Source organism: Clostridium sp. 1001275B_160808_H3 (assembly GCF_015550425.1).
Lineage (GTDB): Bacteria > Bacillota > Clostridia > Clostridiales > Clostridiaceae > Clostridium.
Genome location: NZ_JADNAT010000001.1, coordinates 335,946 through 356,336, shown reverse-complemented (window position 1 = coordinate 356,336; position 20,391 = coordinate 335,946). Strand labels below are relative to the sequence as shown.

Below are 20,391 nucleotides of genomic sequence, written 5' to 3'. Positions count from 1 at the left end.
ATGATAATATATTATGAAAGTATATAAGTTGTAATAAAGATTTAAAATTTAATTAAACTATAAATAATTGATAGAATTTAAAAAGAGTTAAGAAAGTATATAAAAAATTAAATAATATATGATTTTAATTTTGATATTTTACATAGATAGATATATAAATTGAAGCATATATAATTATTTGTTTCCTGGAGGAAAGATTTATGAAGAAGTTAACATATGCTTTAGTTATTTTTACTTCTCTTTTATTTTTGGGACTAACATTTTCCTATAATCCATTAATGGCTAATCCTACTGATGAATTTGATGAGGAAAGGGATATGTTTTTAAATATATTAACAGTTAATAAAGAGCAATATAATATGACTAAAGCATTAGTTGGAAATAAACATAATGTTGAATATTTATTTAGTAATGAAAGTGATATGAAATCTTTTGAGGTTAGCGATAATGTTAAAAGTAACATATTAAATATGGATTTGTTTATATACAATGGATTGGGATACGAAACTTGGATAAATGATATAATAGATGATGCCAAAAATTCAAGCGTAGGTATTATAAATATGAGCAGAGGTATAAGAGCAATTACTACAGAATTATTTAATGAGAATAAAGAAAATCCTTATTATTTATTAGGATTTAATGAATATAAGATTGCCTTATATAATATAAAGACGGCATTACAAGAACGAGATATAATAAATAGAAATTATTATGAAGAAAATTATAATACTATTGTTGAGGAATTAGATGAATTTTTAACTAAATCAAAGGAAGAATTAAATAAGTATAAAGAGTATTATATTGTTACAGATAGTGATAAGTTTGATTATTTATTAAAAGATCTTGGAATTCAAGCGAAAAAGCTAAAGAGTAATGAAGAGGTTAAAGATATAGTAAATGAAAGTAAGGATTCTAAGATTATATTTATTCATGATAATAAATTAGGAAATTTAGATGACTTAAAAAATAAAATTGCAATAAGCTGTAATTATATAGAGTTAAATACTGAAGGTGACAATAATATATTAAAAGATAATGTTACTAAGATAATCGATAGTGTGAAAAATAAAAACTAATTTTAATAGTTGATTTTTACTGATACATAATATATAATAATTATTGTTGCAAAGGGGTATAGCTCAATTGGTAGAGTAGCGGTCTCCAAAACCGTTGGTTGTGGGTTCGATTCCTACTGCCCCTGCCAAATAAATCGGTAATGAATATTATCGATTTATTTTTTTGAAGATTTTTGTTAGTACTATAACTTAAAAAATGTATGTAGATAAGAATTGTATATTAAAAAAATATACAATTAATAATCTGAATAGTATATTAAATAATTGAAAGATAAGTAAATTATTTTATTGACAAGTATCAAAATATCATGATAAAATATGTCTTGTTGAAGGGGTATAGCTCAATTGGTAGAGTAGCGGTCTCCAAAACCGTTGGTTGTGGGTTCGATTCCTACTGCCCCTGCCAAATAAGAGAGTGTAAAAATTACACTCTCTTATTTTTTGTTGAAAAACTGTAAATAATTATGTAAATATACTATAAATTTATATAAATAGATAAGAAATTTGATATAATATATTTACTTAATTATAAGAATCTTAGAATTTTTACGAGGGATGAATATGAGAAAAAGGTCATGTAAAGTTTTGCTTATATTTATAGTAAGTATTATTTTAATAATAAATATGAGTACAATGAGTACATTTGCTATAACAAATGATGATAAAAATATAAATTTTAAAAGAATAACAGTTGAAGATGGGTTATCGCAAACATCTGTAGAGTATTTGTTTCAGGATAGTAAAGGATATATGTGGATTGGAACAGCAGATGGATTAAACAGATACAATGGAGATAAGTTTGAAGTATTTAGATATATTGAAGATAAGCCGAATAGTATAAGTGCTAACTATATTTCTGCAATAACAGAAGATTATGAAGGAAACATATGGGTTGGTACATCTATAGGATTAAATAAGATAAATACACATACAAATGAAATAACAACATATTTGCCAGAAGTAAATGGATGTAATTTATCAAATTACAATATAACAGAAATATTAGTAGATTCAAAAGGTGATATATACATAGCGACAGAAGATGGCTTAAATTTATATAATGAAGAAGATGATAATTTTATACGACTATATAATTCAGAAGATAAAAAGCATTCATTAAGTAGTCAAGTTGTATATTCGATTGTAGAGGATGTTTATGGTAGCTATTGGGTTGGAACGGATAATGGCTTAAATAAAATAACAGGTACTTCAAATGAAGTTATTAAATACTATTCTAATGGAGGAGATAACTCTATTAGTGATAATTTCATATTTAAGCTATATGCTGATAATTTGGATAATCTCTGGATTGGTACATATAATGGTGGGTTGAATAAACTTAATTTAAAAACTGATAAAATAGAAATTTTTAAAAATGATCCTAACGACGACTCTTCCATAGCAGGAAATTTTGTACGATACATATTAAGAGATAGCAAAGGTGAATTATGGATTGCAACTAATAATGGATTAAGTAGACTGATTGAGGAAGAAAATAAATTTATTAATTATAAATCTAAAGTATATGATCCACAAAGCATAGTAAGTAATAATATATTAAGTTTGTTTGAAGATAAATCTGGTGCAATTTGGGTTGGAACTTATGATGGAATAAGTTTATTTAACCCTCAAAATTCATTCAAGAATTATAAAAATGATCCTTTTAATACTAATTCATTAAGTGAAAATATGATGGCTGGAATATATGAAGATGATGAAGGCCTTTTATGGGTTGGAACAGTACATGAAGGATTAAATGTAATAGATAGAAAAAGTGGAATGATAACTAAATTTAAAAGCTCAAATGATGAAAATTCTTTAAGCAATGATTATATAAGAGATATAGTTGGGATAGAAAATGAAATTTGGATAGCAACAGAATCGGGATTAAATAAGTATGATAAACTAACAAAGAAATTTACTAGATATTATGATGAAGATAATAAAAATAGCTTAGTGTCTAATGATGTTAGAACATTATATATTGATAATGAAGGTCTATTATGGATAGGAACTAGATATGGACTATGTACTTTTGATAGAAAGAATACATTTAAATCATATAAGGACATTTTTATTAAAAATGGAATAACTGAAAATATGTTTTCAGATATAGTTCAAGATAAGGATGGGGTTATATGGATAGCTTCAGGCTTAAACGGTGGATTAATTAAAATAAATAAAAATACAAATGAGATAAAAAGTTATAGAAATGATGAAGAAGATAAACATAGCATAAGCTTTAATGCATTAAAAGCTATAGCGGTAGATAGTAAAAATAATATTTGGATAGGAAGCCAATACGGATTAAATAAATTTGATAGAAGTACAGAAAAGTTTCATAAATACACAGAAAGTTCAGGTTTATCAAATAACTTTATAAATGGTATTTTAATAGATGATTATGATAATCCATGGATAAGTACAAATTATGGAATATCAAAATTTGATATAAAAAATGATAAATTTGTTGACTATAATGTTACAGATGGACTTCAAAGCAATGAATTTAATGGTTATTCATATTTTAAGAGCAAAAGTGGAGAAATGTTTTTTGGAGGAATAAATGGGCTAACTTGTTTTTATCCAAACCAATTGGAAGAGAAAAAGTTTTCTCCTAATGTAGTTATTGATAGTGTCTATAGTGGAGAAAAAGAAATTCTAGATATATCTAATATAAAAATAGGTTATAAGAATAGCAATATACAATTTAACTTTTTTATGCCTGATTATAGAAATGTAAGTAAAATTCAATATGCATATAAATTAGATGGATTAGATGAAAATTGGATTTTTTCTGATGATAGAAATTATGTAAGTTATACAAACCTAGATTCAGGAATATATAAATTTCAAGTTGTTGCAAGAAATTCAAGCGGAGATTGGAGTAAAGCGACCACAGTAACTTTTGAAGTTGAAATGAAACCTTGGAAAACACCATTAGCTTATGTAATATATGCTTTAATAGGCTTCTTAGCACTTTATATAATATGGAACAGGGTGAAGATATTAGATAGTTTAGTAGAGCAAAGAACTCATGAGTTAAATAATAAGTTTAAAGAAAACAAAGAGTTATATGATAAGCTAATAAAAAATGAAAAATATAAAAATAATTATTTTGTTAATTTATCTCATGAGCTTAGAACTCCACTTAATGTTATTATATCAACTCAACAATTAATAACTAAATTAAATGAAGAAGATAAGGAAATACCTAAAGAAAAGCTTTCTTATTATATGAGTACTTTGAGAAGAAATTCTGATAGGTTATTGAAGTTAATAAATAATATAATAGATACATCTAAAATTGAATCTGGATCTTATAAATTAAGAATTGAAAAATATGATATTGTTTATTTGGTAGAGGAAGTTGTTTTATCTATGAAGGATTTTGTTGAAGCAAATGGTATAGAGCTAATAATTGATCCAGAAGTAGAAGAGAAAATAATAGAGTGCGATGGTAGTGAAATAGAAAAATGTATTGTAAATCTAGTTGGAAATGCAGTTAAGTTTACACCAAGGGGTGGGAAAATAGAAGTAAGAATAATAGATTTAGGTAAGAAGGTAAAGATATCGGTTAAGGATTCTGGTATTGGAATAGAAAAAAAATATCATGATGCTATATTTGATAGATTTGGTCAAGCTTATAATGATGTATCAGAAGAACATGGAGGAAGTGGCTTAGGGTTAACAGTAACAAAGCAATTAGTTACATTACATAATGGTAAAATATTTGTCAGAAGTGCACCTGAAAAAGGTAGTGAATTTATAATAATATTACCTACTAAATATACTATGTAAAGTAGATAAATGTAATGGCGATGTTAATGAATTAAAAAAATGGATAAATATGTATAAATTTAATGGTATGCGCTTGACAGTAGTTGTTTACAATGCTATCATAATAAATAAGTAAGTAAATGGATTGTTACTGTAAAGCAGGCAATACCTAAATTAAGATAATATCTTGATTTAGGTATTTTATTTTCCAAGTGTTAGGAGAATGAAGGTAATATGGTTGTAGAAAAGATATTAAACAATAATGTTGTTGTTTCAATAGATCCAAAGACTAAGAAAGAAGTTATTCTTATGGGATCTGGGATCGCCTTCAAGAGGAAAGTAGGGCAAGAAATAGAAGAAAATAAAATAGAAAAAATATTTGTAGTAGATGATAAGCGAATGGGTAATAAACTTAAAAAGCTTATAAATCAAATACCTGATGGTATATTTGAATTATCTCATGAAATTATATCTTATGCAGATAAAGAGTTAAATAGAAATTTAGATAAACAAATATATATTTCTTTATCTGATCACATTGCATTTGCGATTAAGAGATATAAAAATAATGTTAAAATTAAAAATGATTTATTAGATGAAATAAGAAGAATACACAAAGAAGAATATAAAATAGCCCTATGGGCAGTAGATTATATAAATAATAGATTGAAAATAAATTTACCTGAAGATGAAGCTGGGTTTATTGCTTTACATCTGGTTAATGCAAGTTATCAGGAAACGGCAAAAGAATCAGTACTTGCAACTAACATAATTAAAGGTGTGTTAAACGTAATTAGATATTACTACTCAGTTGAGTTTAATGAAGAAGATTTAAACTATGATAGATTATTAACTCACCTTAAGTATTTTGCAAAGAGAGTAGTAACAAATAATCAAAATAATGATGATAGTAGCGAATTTTTGGATATAGCATCCAAAAGTTATCCCGAAGCTTATGATTGCGCTAAAAAGATACAAAAATATATAGAAAGTAATTATGATTATAAAGTAAATGAAGATGAAATAGTATATTTAACTATGCATATACACAGAGTTATCTCTGTACTGCGAAGTAATCATTAATATGTTTATTAAGACTTAAGCCTAAGAATTTAGTGCTTAAGTCTTTACTTTAATATAGGATTATTAGGAGGAAAAATGAATACTATATTTCTAAAAAAATCTTTTGGAGTTCTTCAGAGGATAGGTAAATCTTTAATGTTACCAGTTGCATTACTACCAGCGGCTGGACTTTTAATGGGAATTGGAACATTTCTACAAAATCCCAATATAATAAGCAATTTTCCAATGTTATCTGGAGAAAACTTTCAACTAATTGCTAATATAATGTCATCTTCAGGTGATATTATATTTTCTAATTTGCCACTAATATTTGCAGTAGGAGTCTCTATAGGTATGAGCAATGGAGACGGGGTTGCAGCATTAGCAGCAATAGTGTCCTTTTTAATAATGAATATGACTGTCGGAATAACAGCTGGAGTTGACTTACTACAGGTTGATACTAATCCAATGTATGATGTTGTACTTGGAATTCCTACTCTTCAGACAGGAGTTTTTGGTGGGATAGTGATTGGTATGATTTCAGCAGTTATATATCAAAAATTTTATAACATAAAGTTACCAGAGTTCTTAGGATTTTTTTCAGGAAAAAGATTTGTACCAATAGTATCTGCAATAGCAGGATTAATAATAGGGATAATGATGGTAGTAATTTGGCCACCTATACAGAATTTTTTATTAGCTTTTTCAAGGAGTATGATAGGAACTAATCCAACTATTTCAGCTTTAATTTTTGGAATTATAGAAAGAGCGCTAATACCTTTTGGATTGCATCATATATGGTATAATCCATTTTGGTATCAGTTTGGAGAATATACTAGTTTAGCTGGACAATTAGTAATTGGAGATCAGGCAATATTTTTTGCTCAATTAAAGGATGGAGTAGAGTTTACAGCAGGAACATTTATGACTGGAAAATTTCCATTTATGATGTTTGGTCTTCCAGCAGCTGCTTTAGCAATGTATCATGAGGCAGATAGTGATAAGAAAAAAGTGGTAGCTGGTATATTATTTTCTGGTGCGTTAACATCTTTCTTAACAGGAATAACAGAGCCAATTGAATTTATGTTTTTATTTGTTGCTCCAATTTTATTTGCTGTACATTGTATATTTGCAGGTTTGTCATTTATGATAATGCAAATATTAAATGTGAAGATAGGATTAACATTTTCTGGTGGGCTTATAGATTTTATATTATTTGGTGTGATTCCCAATAGAACAAAATGGTGGTGGGTATTAATTGTGGGAATCATATTTGCATCTATATATTATTTGGGGTTTAGATATATAATAAGAAAATTAGATTTAAAGACACCAGGAAGAGAGAGAGAAGAAAGTGAAATTGATATAGATATTTCTGATGGAGATTTAGCTTATAAGGTATTAGATGCTTTTGGAGGGCCAAAGAATATAAAATACCTAGATGCTTGTATAACTAGGCTTAGAGTTACAGTGAAGAATATAAGTTTAGTAAACAGAAGTAAACTTAAGGCATTAGGTTCAGCTGATTTAATGATAATCGGAGAGAATATTCAAGCTATATTTGGACCTAAGTCAGATATGCTTAAGGAGCAAATGAAAGATATCATAGATGGGAAAGAAATAAAAATTAAAAAGAAAAAACAGATAGAGAAAATAGAAAAAGGTATTAAAATAGAAAGTTCTATTATGATCCCTTCCACTGGAAAACTTTTGAGGTTAGAGGATGTTCCAGATCCTATATTTTCTATGAAGCTTATTGGTGATGGCTTTGCTATAGATCCGAAAAATAATGTTTTAATATCTCCAATAAGAGGAATGGTATTAACAATATCGAAAACATGCCATTCTATAACTATTAGGGGATTAGATGGATTTGATGTATTCATTCATATAGGAATAGATAGTATTAATTTAAATGGGAATGGCTTTAAGGCTTTTGTTCAAGAGGGAGATATAGTAAATGAAGGAGACATATTAATAGAATTTCCTTTAGATGAAATGAGAAAAAATTTGAAATCACCAATTATACCTGTTATATTTAAAGGCTTGCCTAAGGAGAAATTTATATATTTTAATAACGATATAGATGTGATATCCGGAGATATAAATAAAGTTGAAATACATGAGAAAAAAAATAAGTAAAGTTTTAGGAACAATCTTTAAGGTTAAAAAGATTGTTCCTTTTTATAAAAAGAATAATATATTGATTAAAGAGCAATATATTAAAGTAATTAAAAATGTTAGAGGGTGAAGAAAAAGATACTTATGAGCAATAAAAATGAACAGACAGTTTATAATTTTTATACTAAAGGTGAAGAGATAGCAAATGCTGTAACACATGGAGTGGGAGCTATACTAGCTATTATTGGAAGCGTGTTTTTAATTATAGCAGCATCAAACTCTGGTAGTAATTATGCTGTTATTGGAGTTTGGGTTTATAGTATTTGTCTAATAATACTATATCTTGGATCCACTTTATATCATAGTATTCCAGGTGATTTAGTAAAAAGAATACTAAGGATATTAGATCATTCATCAATATATTTATTAATAGCAGGAACATATACTCCTATTATATTAATATTGTTGAATAGTGATAAAAAATCTATGCAAATATTATTAGCACTGTGGATAATTACATTTCTAGGAATAATGTTTAAGGTGTTTTGGATAGATAAATTTGCTATTTTATCAACAATACTATATATATTAATGGGTTGGATCATAGTACTTAATGTTAAGGCAGTTTTGCTTTTAGTACCTATGAAAATATTAATATATATAGTAGCTGGAGGGCTCGCTTATACTATAGGATGTATATTTTATGCATTAGACAAAATGCCATACAATCATTTTATATGGCATCTATTTGTAATTGCAGGAAGCACATTACATTATGTTGCTATATTTTTAGGAATATTATATTTATAGATTGAAAGCGTAGTCTCAAAAAGTTATTTGATATAAGATTTATTTAATTTCAATTAGTTTATTGCCTTAAAAAAGTTAATTTCTTATTTTTATGAAGGATCTCACGAAATGTGAGACCCTTTTATTTTTAACTTTTTTCATTTATAGGTTCATTTTCATCAGGTAATGGAGCACTCTCACTATATAGGCCTTTTTTATTTTTTAGCCATGTGGAATAGTTAGTCTTAAATCCAGATTCTTTATTTTCTAGAGTATAATTATAAAAATATTCAAGGAAAGTAGCTCTTGGAATATTTTCTGTTAGTACTATTCCACCGATAGCAATTTGGTCATTAAGTATTGTTGATAGTGATGCATTGGTTGGATTTTTCATCATTTGGAACATGGACATAAACATGGTTGTTCTTCCATCTCCAGCATCACAATGAAATAGTATATGTACATCATCAGATGTAGTATTAACAAAGTTTATAAAGTCATCTACTGATTCAGGTTTGGGGATTGAATTATCTCTTACTGAAATTCTTTTATAGCCTAACCCGAAATTTTTGCAAGTACTTTCTTCATTTGATACAGTATTTGCTTTTAATGATTCTAGATATTCACCTGTTGTTTTAAAAATTGGAATATTGTAACCTATCGCTATTTTTAATAAATCTTCTTTTTCTGCTTTTAATGTTTCTTGAGCATTCAAATTGCTATTTATAAGTTGAAAAAAACTATAATAGCTTATTGGACTATCATCAATGAATCCATGAGATTCTTGTCTTAAGTCAACTACAGTTATTTTAGGGCTATTTATAGCTACTTTTATATTATCTATTTGGCTAGGTCTAAATTGAGCACAACCTGAAATATTTAGTTCTTGAATGCTTCTAAATCTAGGAGGAAGTTTATAATTTTTTTTAATATCTAATATTAAAAATTTATCCTCAAGAAATGGGATAGTATCTGGTGAATTTATAATTGCCATGGATATATTAGATATGTTACATATAGAGAGTAATGTAGATAAAACTATAAAAATAGAAATTGATTTATATTTAATATTTTTAAATTTTAACATAGAAATCTTCATAGAGAACCTCCTTTTTAGTATATTCACTAAATATTTTGTGCACAAAATGATAAAATATCCTGCATATAAAATATTCTAAACTATCTATAATTTACTAAGAATATAAATTTAGATTAAGGTTAATATAATAGTGTAAACAGAAAACTTTTAAATGAGAGGGAGTTCAATTTTAAAAGTAGTTTACAAAACCAATAGCCAAAGGAGGAATTACAAATGGCAAAGACATTAGTTCCAGAAGCAAGAAAAGGATTAAGTGCATTCAAGAATGAAGTTGCAGCAGAGTTAGGAGTTCCATTTAGCGATTACAATGGCGACCTAACATCAAAACAATGTGGTTCCGTAGGTGGCGAGATGGTAAAAAGAATGGTTGAACAATACGAAAGTTCAATAAAGTAAGCCACAGGAACAAATTAACTAAGGGTTAAGAAGACAGGATGGATATACCGCCAAAGAATTTAGTATTGTAACCATTCAAAAAAAGAAGAGGTATTTCTAAAATAAAAACAAAAGTTTTTATTTTAGATGCCTCTTTTTTATTTATAAAAAAATTTAATCTTATTATGAATATATAGAATTATAAATAATTTTATAAAAATATTTATAAAAAGCTATGTTTCCCAAATAATAAGTAAAATAAAGAAAGTTAAAGATAATCAATACTAAATACGGATAAATGAATATAATGATTAAATTTACATATAATTAAAAATAGTAAAAAAAACAGTATTAGTGTATTATTTAATTAATACACTAATACTGTTGAGGAAGGAGATAAAAAATGGTACTTGAATTAAATTCAAAAGAACCGATATATCTTCAAATAATTGCTTATATGAAAAAAAGAATAGTTTCAGGGGATTTAAAAGGAGGAGAAAGAATTTTGTCTGTAAGAGAATATGCAAGCGAATTGAAAGTTAATCCCAATACAGTGCAAAAGGTTTATTCTGAATTAGAAAATCAAGATTTAATTTATACTCAAAGAGGAATTGGAAAATTTGTTACAGAAGATGAGAAAAGGATAAATGATTTAAGACAAGAGATATTTAATGAAACCATAGATAAATTTATTGAAGATTCAAAAGCCTTAGGATTCACAAAAGAAAAAATATTAGCAATTATATTAGAAAGATATATGGAGGATTAATATGAGTGATTTATTAGAAATAAAAGATTTATATAAAACTATAAAAGGAAAGAAAGTATTAAATGGAATAAATTTAAAGCTAGAAAAGGGAAAAGTGTTGGGAATAATGGGACCTAATGCTCAGGGGAAGACAACTCTTTTAAATACTATACAAGGGTTTTTAAAAGCTGATGAAGGAGAAATAAAGGTAAATGGATTATCTTTAGGAGTTGAAACTAAAAATTATATTGCATTTTTACAAGATAAAAATATTTTTCATAAAGCGATGAAAATAAAGGATGCAATAAAATTATATTCAGACTTCTTTAATGATTTTGATATGGAAAAGATGAAATATTATTTAGATTTTATGAACTTAGATATTGAATCTAAAATAAAGGATTTATCAAAAGGAACAAATGAAAAATTTAACTTATCATTAACTTTAAGTAGAAAAGCTAAGTTATATTTGTTAGATGAGCCTATATCAGGGGTTGATCCTGTTTCAAGAGAAAAAATTTTAGATGCTATATTAGAAAATTTATCAGAGGAAAGTTCAATGATAATAACTACTCATTATATTGGTGAGCTTGAGAGAATCTTCGATGAAGTTGCTTTTTTAGGAGATGGAAAAATAATAGAATCTGGAGAAGCAGAAGAGTTGAGAGAAAAGTATAAACTATCTATTGATGAAGTTTATAGAAAAGTATTTGCAGAGTAATTTGAATAAGGAGGGATAGTATGAAAAATATTTTAAATATTTTAAAATATAATTTTGGAAAATACAATTCAGGAATAAGCAAGATATTGTATATGAGTGTATTTATAATTTTATGTATGTTAACTTTAGGAATATTTATAAAGGTACCATTTATTGGAGAGTTAATGTCGGTTATGAGTATTGCTTTCATTTCAACATTTCTAGCAATAAATTTCATTACTTCAATAATAAAGTTTATATCACAAATATCAAAAGATAATGGTAAATTAATTTTTACATTACCAATAAAGGCTTGGGAATTTATGATTGCTAAGTATATAGAATTTATAATTTTGCAATGGAGTATAGCTCTTGTTGCATATATAGTATCAAGCCTTTCTGGCAATGCAATGGCAGAAGTAGTTAAGATGGCGGTATTTGGAGTGGCTTTTGGAACTACAGCAGCATATATTGTAATTATTTCATTTATAGTAATATTTTCATCATATATTTATAATGTAGGATTATGCATACTTGCTGTTATAGTAGGCGGTGGAATTATCCAAAGTTTTGTTTCAGGAATAAACAGGTTTATAACTAATTTATTTCCATATATTTATTTAAAATTAGGATCATTTATAGAAATTGATTTGATTTCTATGCTTTTGGGGATTTTGTGGGTAGGTATTCTTGTAACAATAGCAATAAATCATCTAGATAAAAAATTAGATATTATTTAAGGGGGATATAATTATGAAAAAGCTATTTAAGATATTTTTAGTACTATCGCTCAGCGTTATGTTAGGAGGTTGTAGTGTTAAGTTTGGGGTTGAAAGTAGAAATGATGATAATGATAGCAATTCAACTAATTATAGTGGGGAAAGTATAAATAAGGTTGAAACAATAGAAGGTATAAATAATATTAATATAAAAATAGAAGTTAGTAGTGTAAAAGTAATGTACTATGAAGGTAAGGATATTGAAGTTTCAGGTACTTTAGGAAAGCTATCTAAAGGTATAACAATAGATAAAAGTTCAGATGAACTAACAATTAATGAAAAATCAAAGAAGCGTAATAGTATAAATAGAGATTCTACTAGCGATTTAAAGATAAAGATACCAAATAGCTATAACGGAAATATAGATTTAGAATTTGGTGTTGGGGAATATGAAGTTAGAGATTTGAAAGTAGATAATATAAGTATTAGTTCAGGAGTAGGACAGTTACTCATAAAAGATATTTCATTTAATAAACTTGATTTAGAAAGTGGAGTAGGAGATGTTGAATTAGAAACAAAAGAAATGACTGGAGATATAAATATTGAAGGTGGAGTCGGAAGCATAGAAGTATCATTGGGAAATGTAAATGGAAATTTAATCTTTGAAGGTGGCGTTGGAAATACTAATATAAGGATACCATCAGATTCACCAGTAAGTATAAGAACAGATTCTGGACTTGGAAAAGCTAATATAAATGCTAAAACATCTGGGGAAAATAAATATGTATTTGATATTAGCATGGGAATTGGAGAAATAAATATAACAAACTAAAATCGATGCAGGTAAGTTTGCCTGCATCTTTATTTGTATACTATTAATTAACTGGATGGTGTATTAAAATATTAAAGCTTTATTATTACTTATATATGATATGATTAATAATGAATAAATATAGCGTTTATCTATGGGCATAAATATTGTGCTGAAAGATGAAAAATGATAAAATGAGAACAAAAGTTCGTTGGGAATAATTATAATTAAGGTGATAATATGAAAAAAGTTAAGATATTACAAGCTGGAGATTTGCATTTTGATACTCCATTTAAAGATTTAAATAAAAATATAGCTTTAATAAGCAAAGAAGAGCTTTTAGAAGTTTTTAGTAGGATTATAAACATGTGTATAGAAAATTCTGTTGATATTTTACTATTAACTGGGGATATTTTTGATAATTTAACAGTAAATAAAAAAACACTAGGTTTTATTAAAAATCAATTAGAAAGAATAATCAACATAAAAGTGTTTATATCTCCTGGTAATCATGATCCATATTACGAAAAGTCATTTTATAAAATGATAGAATGGCCAAATAATGTTCATATATTCAAAAGTTCAATTGAATCTGTAGTTTTGCAGGATTTAGAAACTGTTGTATGGGGAGCAGGCTTTAATACTCATCATGTTAAAAAGAGTATGTTAAAGAATATTTCTATAAATGAAAAATATATAAATATAATGGTTATACATGGTGATATATCAAATAGTGATGAAGGAAATGATTATAATCCAATAACCTTAAGGGATATAGAAGAGAGTAAATTAGATTATATAGCTATAGGTCATAGACATAACTACAGTGGAATATTAAGACAAAAAAATACTTGCTATGCTTATGCAGGATGTCCTCAGGGAAGAGGCTTTGATGAACTTGGAGATAAAGGTGTTATAGTTGGAGATGTTTCAAAAGGTGCTGTTGATCTTAGATTTATTAGAACTTCAAAAAGAAATTATTATGTAGTTGATGTAGATATAAGTAATTCTATTAGTTATGAAGAAATAAAAGAAAAGATAATAAATTCTATAAATGAAGAAGACAGAAGGAATAATTTATATAAAATTATTTTAAAGGGTGAAATAGAATCATATATCAACTTAAATGAAGATATAGCATTTGAAAAAGTAAAAGATTATTTTTACTTTGTTAAAGTAATTGATAATACTGATGTAAAGTTAGATTTTGATAAAATATCAAAGGATTATTCTGTTAAAGGGGTTTATGCAAGAAAGCTACTAGATAAAATGGCAGATGATGACTATGATGACGAAGTGATAAAATTAGCATTAAAGATAGGCATCCAATGTTTGTCACATGAGGAAGTGAATTTAAATGATTATAAATAAGATAAATATTATTTCTTTTGCGGGATTAAAAGATAAGACGATTGAGCTTAATAATGAAATAAATCTAATATACGGTGAAAATGAAAAAGGTAAAAGTACTATTCAAAATTTTATTAGAATTTGGCTCTATGGTATGAATTCCAAAAGAAGCAAGGATATTAAAAATAATGATAGAGTAAGATTTATGCCTATTGATGGAGATAAGATTAGAGGAGAACTATATGTAACACATAATAACAGAAGTTATATTATAAGGAGAAGTTTTGGTTCAACTAAGAAGGAAGATGTATCAGAAGTAATAGATGCTGAATCAGGTGATATAGTTTTAGATATACCAAAAGATGAACCAGGAAAGTACTTTTTTAATGTAAACTCATCAACATTTCTAAAAACATTATTTATAAGTCAATTAGGTGTAGCTATCTCGAAGGATAAGGAAGAAGAAATAATAGATAAGGCAGCAAACTTATTAGGTAGTGGCGAAGAAAGTGTTTCACTGCAAAAAGCATTAGAGAAGTTAGATACTATAAAAAAATCTATAACTACAAGCAGAAAAACAGGAGAATTAGATTTACTTAGAAATAAATATAATTCATTAAACGAAGAAAAATATGAGGCTTATAAATTATCGGAATCTAGTATAGACAAAGAACAAAATTTAATTACTTTAAAAGATAATAGAGAAGAATTAAGAAAAGAACTTAAGAATTTAGATATATATAAGAAATATATGAAAAAAGCAAAGCTTCAAAAAGAATATGAAGAAATAACTGAATATTTAAAGAAGAAAGAAGAGTTGAAGAAAAAGGAAAGATATATAGAAGAAAGTATATCTTCTAGAAATGGTGTAATAGATGAAGTTTTACTAAATGATATAAAGGATGAAAATTCATTATACTTTAGTATATTGGATATGAAATCTGAAGAAGAAAAGAAGTTGAATAATAGTAAAGAAATTTATTTAAATAAAAGAAATGAGTTTGAAAATTTATTTTTCATAGAAAACTTATCAAGTGAAGATAAAAATAAGTTTATGAAAGCTATCATGGAAAGAGAAAACCTAAAGGAGAAAATGAAAAACTATGAAGTTTTAAACAATGATATAAATCTTATAAAAAGAGATATAGAAAAAAAGAAGGATTATATAGGAAGTTCTATTAATTTTAGAGGAATAAGAGATGAAATAGGAAAGATATTAGAAAAATATGAAGATAAGTTAAAAGAGCTTAAATTTAAATTAGAGAATTCATCTAATAAAGTAGGAGAAAAAGATATAGACATTAAATTGAAAAGTCAGCATAAATTGATTAATTTATCAATCATAATTTTTGCTGTTATTTTAGCTTTATCTATTTTTCTATTTAGAGATAACTTACTTTTAATAGTTATATTAACAGGCATTATAAGCCTTCTTACATTTAAATCTTTTAATTTAAGAACAGAGATGAATAATATTGATAAGCATAATAGTTTATTTAATATTGATAAATTAGAAGAAGATATAAAAGAAATAGAAAAAGATATTTTCAAATATACAAAGTTAGTTGGAGCAACTTCTTATGAAGATTTTATTAGAAAATTAAAGCTTTTTGATGAGTTTGTCTTGTATGAAGAAAAGCAAAATATAAAGATAACAGAAAAGGAAATTCAAGTCTCTGTTCTAAATATAAGGACGGTTGAAGAAAACTATAAAAATAACGAAGATTATATAGAATATATATTAGATTTAGCAAAGACAAGAGATGTAAATGAAGTAATATTAATGTTATCTAAATACGAAGAAGTAAATAAGGAAATTTTATCTATAAAAATAGACATAGAAAAAGAAGAGCAATCAATAAATAAATTACAAAAAGAACTTGAAATAAGAGAAAAAAGAATAAGAGAAAAGCTTGAATTTATAGGCCTAGAAGATATAGATTTATTCAGTTTAGAAGAAAAGTTATTAGAAATAAAACAAAAAGTAAAGCAAAGAGATGAAATTGTTAGAACATTAGAAAGTATAGATGAAACTTATAAGGCTTTAACTAAGGATAAGGATATAGATGCAATAAAGGAAGATTTAAAAGACATAATTAACGAAAATATAAATTATACTTATTCCTCAGAAGATGAGATAGATAATCAGATTTCAATAAAATCAAATGAATTAATAGAAATTGAGAAGTCTATAAAAGATGTTGAAAATGATTTAAATAATAGGTTTATAGGTAAAAGAAATATACCTCAAATAGAAGAAGAAATAGAAGATGTTAGGGAAAAGATTAATAAGTTTGAATTAAGGTTAAAAGCTACCGAATTAGCTATAGAAAAAATGAATGAGTCTATAAGAGAAGTTAGAGGAAACTTTGGAAATATTTTAAATTCTAGTGTTATAGAATACTTTAAGGATTTAACAAATAAGAGCTATGATGATGTTATGGTGTCGGATTCATATGAGATGAAAGTAAGAAGGGGGTTGGATGTTCTACCTGGAGCTATTTTAAGTAATGGAGCAAATGATCAATTATACTTATCTTTAAGGCTAGCATTTATTAATATGATATATAAGGATATGGATTTCCCAGTTACGTTAGACGATGCTTTTGTACAATACGACGATAATAGAACTGAGAAAGCCATTGATTTGCTTCTAAGTTGTAAATTTAAACAATTATTAATATTTACATGCCAATCTAGAGAGAAGAATATATTGGAAAAGAAAAATATAGAAATTAATTATATTTCATTGTAGTATTGACAATAATAGTATAAGAAGATAAAATTATACCAATGAATAATGCAAATCATTTGCAAAAGAGGTGGAGAAATGAAGAAAAAATTATTGGGATTAACTTTTATACTGGGAATCATCTTTTCTTTTTCTGGATGTGTAAATAAAAGTAATGATGATAATGGAGAAAAATTAAGAGTAGGTGTTACAATTAATCCTCTTAAAGACTTTACAGAAGCAATAGGTGGAGATAAGGTAGAAGTATTTTCAATTATACCAGATGGTAGTGATGCACATAGTTTTGACCCTAAGCCAAAGGATTTAAAAGATTTAATAAATACAAACATGTTTGTATATAATGGGCTTGGAATGGAGGAATGGATAGACTCTGTTTTAAATACAATAGAAGGCAAAGATATTAAAGTAGTAGAAGCTAGTAATGGTATAAAACCAATTAGTATATCAGAAGAAGATCATGATCATGAAGAGGGCGAAGAAGATGATCATGATCACAGCCATGGAGGAAATGATCCTCATATGTGGCTAAGCTTAAGCGATGCAGCAAAAGAAGCTGAGAACATAAAGAATGCTTTAATTGAGATAGACCCAGAAAATAAAGATTACTATGAAAGTAATTATGAAAAGTTAAATAAAGATTTCACTACTTTACAGGATGAATACAAAACTAAGTTTCAAGAAATAACAAATAAAGATTTTGTTACTGGACATGCAGCCTTTGCTTATTTATGTAGAGACTTTGGATTAACTCAAAAAAGTATAGCAGATGTTTTTGGAGAAGGTGAATTAACTCCAAAAAATTTAGAAGCTTTAATAAATTACTGTAAGGAAAATGGTGTTAAAGTTGTATTTAGTGAATCTACAGCAAGTGCAAAGGAATCAGAAACTTTAGCAAAAGAAGTTGGAGCTAAAGTAGAAAAGATATATAGTCTTGAAACTAAGGAAGATAATAAAAGCTATTTAGAAGGTATGAAATATAATTTAGAAACCATATATAATTCATTAAAAAGTTAATATCTATAGTTGAAATATTTTTTTATTAAATAAAGATTTAAAAGATATCGGATAATAGGTATAGTAAGAATGCTTATATCCGATATTTTATTTTCTAATTAGAAGATAGTAAGTTTATATGATAAAATTATTAAGTAAGGGTGGTGTAAATTATGAGCAGAGCATTAAGTTTTTATGAAAGTAAAATCTCAAAATATGAAGAGAAGATAAAAGATCTAAATAAAGTTATAACTAAGCTTTCTACTTTAAGGTTAATTATAGTTATTATGGCTATATTATCGGCATACTATTTTTACAAAAGAGAAAGCATAGTATTATTAATATTATCGATAGTTATGTTTACAGCCATATTTATTGTAGTAGCATATTATCATAATAAAAAAATTCAAGAGAAAAAAGAATATAAAGTATATATAAATATAAATAGTAATGGAATAGCTAGAATAAAGGGGACTTTTAAAGAAAAAGAAGATAAAGGTGAAGAATTTTTAAGAGATGAGCATCCTTTTGCAAGTGATTTAGATATATTTGGAAGAAATTCGCTTTTTCAAATGATTAATTCAACAAAAACTAAGTTTGGAAGAAATAAGCTATCTCAAATGCTAAACTTAAAGACAATTCCAAATAGAGAAGAAATATTAAAAAAGCAAGAAGCTATAAATGAGTTAGGTGAAAAAGTAGAGTGGAGACAACGTCTAGAAGTTAAATCCACTATTAAAAAGAGCGGGACAAAAGATATAAATGAACTTTTAGAGTGGGCAAATGGAAAAAGTGAAATAAAACCATTATTTAAGGTAGTTCCCTATTTATTTATAGCAATTACTATGATATCAATAGTATTAGTAATTTTAAAAGTATTACCAATAAGTTATATCATTTTAGTTTTTATGATTAATTACTTAGTAGTAAAAATACTTACAAAGGATTTAGTACAAATTATAAGATTATTTGATAAACATAAAAAAGATATAGAGGCATATACAAATTTATTAACTCTTATAGATAGCGAAAATTTTGATTCAGTACTTTTAAAAGAGCTAAAGAATAAATTATATTCTTCTGAAAATAAAAGTTGTGTTGATGAAATGAAAGCACTTAAAAGATTAGTTGACTGGTTAGGGGATAGCTCATCTAACGCATATTATTTATTATTAAATGTAACTGTATTGTCAGACACTTTTATTCTAAGAAATTTAGAAGAGTGGAGAAGACTAAATGGAGATAAACTAGAACAATGGCTTAATATAATGGGAGAGTTTGAAGCCTTATCTAGTGTATCTAATTTATCATTTGATTTTGATAAATGGACTTATCCTAAGATTAGTACATCAGATGTAGTCGAAGGTATAAATGTAGGTCATCCTATGTTAGGTGAAAAAGCTGTAGTTAACAGTTTTACATTAAAAGATGATGCAAAGGTTGCTTTAATAACAGGTTCAAATATGTCGGGTAAAAGTACTTTTTTAAGAACTATTGGGTTAAATTTACTTTTAAGCTATATAGGAGCTCCTACTTGTAGTAAAAGTTTTACTTGTGGTATTTTTAGTATATATACATGTATGAGAACTAAGGATAACTTAGAGGAAAGTATATCATCATTTTATGCAGAAATATTAAGGATAAAGATACTTATCGAAGCTGCCCAAAATGGAGAAAAGGTATTTTTCTTATTAGATGAAATTTTTAAAGGTACAAATTCAAAGGATAGACATGAAGGTGCACAAGTTCTTATAAACCAATTAGTAAAAAATAATGCTATGGGACTTGTTTCTACTCATGATTTAGAATTATGCGATTTAGAAAAAACAAAGAAATGGATTAAAAATTATAACTTCCAAGAATACTATGAAAAAAACAATATTAAATTTGATTATAAGTTGAGAGAAGGAAGAAGTACAACTCAAAATGCAGTCCATTTGATGAAGTTAGCAGGCATAGAGTTTAATGATAAATAAATAGAGCTGTCTAAGACAGCTCTATTTAAAATTGTGA

15 protein-coding genes and 2 tRNA genes are annotated in these 20,391 nt (G+C 26.4%); 16 read left to right on the top strand and 1 reads right to left on the bottom strand.

What is annotated here, in order from left to right; genetic code table 11:
* The first annotated feature begins 200 nt into the window (after window positions 1-200).
* The 7 genes from I2A75_RS01700 to I2A75_RS01670 all read left to right on the top strand — a co-directional run bounded on the left by I2A75_RS01700 (window position 201) and on the right by I2A75_RS01670 (window position 8,852).
* Window positions 201-1,079 (top strand): zinc ABC transporter substrate-binding protein, encoded by an 879-nt coding sequence (locus tag I2A75_RS01700; protein WP_195262733.1) that lies wholly within the window; start codon window positions 201-203, stop codon window positions 1,077-1,079.
* 52 nt (window positions 1,080-1,131) lie between these two features.
* Window positions 1,132-1,207 (top strand) — tRNA-Trp (locus I2A75_RS01695).
* A gap of 202 nt (window positions 1,208-1,409) precedes the next feature.
* Window positions 1,410-1,485: transfer RNA gene (locus I2A75_RS01690), tRNA-Trp, on the top strand.
* Window positions 1,486-1,640: 155 nt separating this feature from the next.
* Window positions 1,641-4,880: a sensor histidine kinase gene (locus tag I2A75_RS01685; RefSeq protein ID WP_195262732.1), complete on the top strand. Its 3,240-nt coding sequence runs from the start codon at window positions 1,641-1,643 to the stop codon at window positions 4,878-4,880.
* A gap of 213 nt (window positions 4,881-5,093) precedes the next feature.
* Complete coding sequence (locus I2A75_RS01680) at window positions 5,094-5,942, top strand: PRD domain-containing protein (RefSeq protein WP_195262731.1); 849 nt, start codon at window positions 5,094-5,096, stop codon at window positions 5,940-5,942.
* 75 nt (window positions 5,943-6,017) lie between these two features.
* On the top strand, window positions 6,018-8,063 hold the full coding sequence (gene ptsG / locus I2A75_RS01675) for a glucose-specific PTS transporter subunit IIBC (RefSeq protein WP_195262730.1): 2,046 nt from the start codon (window positions 6,018-6,020) through the stop codon (window positions 8,061-8,063).
* Between the two features lie 123 nt (window positions 8,064-8,186).
* Window positions 8,187-8,852 (top strand): hemolysin III family protein, encoded by a 666-nt coding sequence (locus I2A75_RS01670; RefSeq protein ID WP_195262794.1) that lies wholly within the window; start codon window positions 8,187-8,189, stop codon window positions 8,850-8,852.
* A gap of 127 nt (window positions 8,853-8,979) precedes the next feature.
* Here the strand turns inward: I2A75_RS01670 and I2A75_RS01665 are convergent, their stop codons facing one another.
* Window positions 8,980-9,930, bottom strand: a complete 951-nt coding sequence (locus I2A75_RS01665; protein ID WP_195262729.1) for a phosphatase — start codon at window positions 9,928-9,930, stop codon at window positions 8,980-8,982.
* A 213-nt stretch (window positions 9,931-10,143) separates the two neighbouring features.
* Between I2A75_RS01665 and I2A75_RS01660 the strand changes: the two genes are divergently transcribed.
* The 9 genes from I2A75_RS01660 (at window position 10,144) to I2A75_RS01620 (ending at window position 20,354) form a co-directional block, all read left to right on the top strand.
* A complete protein-coding gene (locus I2A75_RS01660) occupies window positions 10,144-10,326 on the top strand; it encodes an alpha/beta-type small acid-soluble spore protein (protein ID WP_195262728.1) in 183 nt (60 codons plus the stop codon).
* A 382-nt stretch (window positions 10,327-10,708) separates the two neighbouring features.
* A complete protein-coding gene (locus I2A75_RS01655; protein ID WP_195262727.1) occupies window positions 10,709-11,074 on the top strand; it encodes a GntR family transcriptional regulator in 366 nt (121 codons plus the stop codon).
* 1 nt (window position 11,075) lies between these two features.
* Entirely contained in the window at window positions 11,076-11,774 is a 699-nt protein-coding gene (locus I2A75_RS01650) for an ABC transporter ATP-binding protein (RefSeq protein WP_195262726.1), read from the top strand.
* A 20-nt stretch (window positions 11,775-11,794) separates the two neighbouring features.
* On the top strand, window positions 11,795-12,493 hold the full coding sequence (locus tag I2A75_RS01645; protein WP_195262725.1) for a hypothetical protein: 699 nt from the start codon (window positions 11,795-11,797) through the stop codon (window positions 12,491-12,493).
* 13 nt (window positions 12,494-12,506) lie between these two features.
* Window positions 12,507-13,304 carry a DUF4097 family beta strand repeat-containing protein gene (locus I2A75_RS01640; RefSeq protein ID WP_195262724.1) on the top strand — a complete coding sequence of 266 codons (798 nt, stop codon included), beginning with the start codon at window positions 12,507-12,509 and terminating at the stop codon, window positions 13,302-13,304.
* A gap of 219 nt (window positions 13,305-13,523) precedes the next feature.
* Window positions 13,524-14,654, top strand: a complete 1,131-nt coding sequence (locus I2A75_RS01635) for a DNA repair exonuclease (protein WP_195262723.1) — start codon at window positions 13,524-13,526, stop codon at window positions 14,652-14,654.
* Window positions 14,641-17,388 carry an AAA family ATPase gene (locus I2A75_RS01630; protein WP_195262722.1) on the top strand — a complete coding sequence of 916 codons (2,748 nt, stop codon included), beginning with the start codon at window positions 14,641-14,643 and terminating at the stop codon, window positions 17,386-17,388. Before I2A75_RS01635 ends, I2A75_RS01630 begins: the two co-directional genes overlap by 14 nt.
* 75 nt (window positions 17,389-17,463) lie before the next feature.
* Window positions 17,464-18,399 (top strand): zinc ABC transporter substrate-binding protein, encoded by a 936-nt coding sequence (locus tag I2A75_RS01625; RefSeq protein ID WP_195262721.1) that lies wholly within the window; start codon window positions 17,464-17,466, stop codon window positions 18,397-18,399.
* Between the two features lie 152 nt (window positions 18,400-18,551).
* Window positions 18,552-20,354 carry a MutS family DNA mismatch repair protein gene (locus tag I2A75_RS01620; RefSeq protein ID WP_195262720.1) on the top strand — a complete coding sequence of 601 codons (1,803 nt, stop codon included), beginning with the start codon at window positions 18,552-18,554 and terminating at the stop codon, window positions 20,352-20,354.
* The last annotated feature ends 37 nt before the right edge of the window (window positions 20,355-20,391 follow it).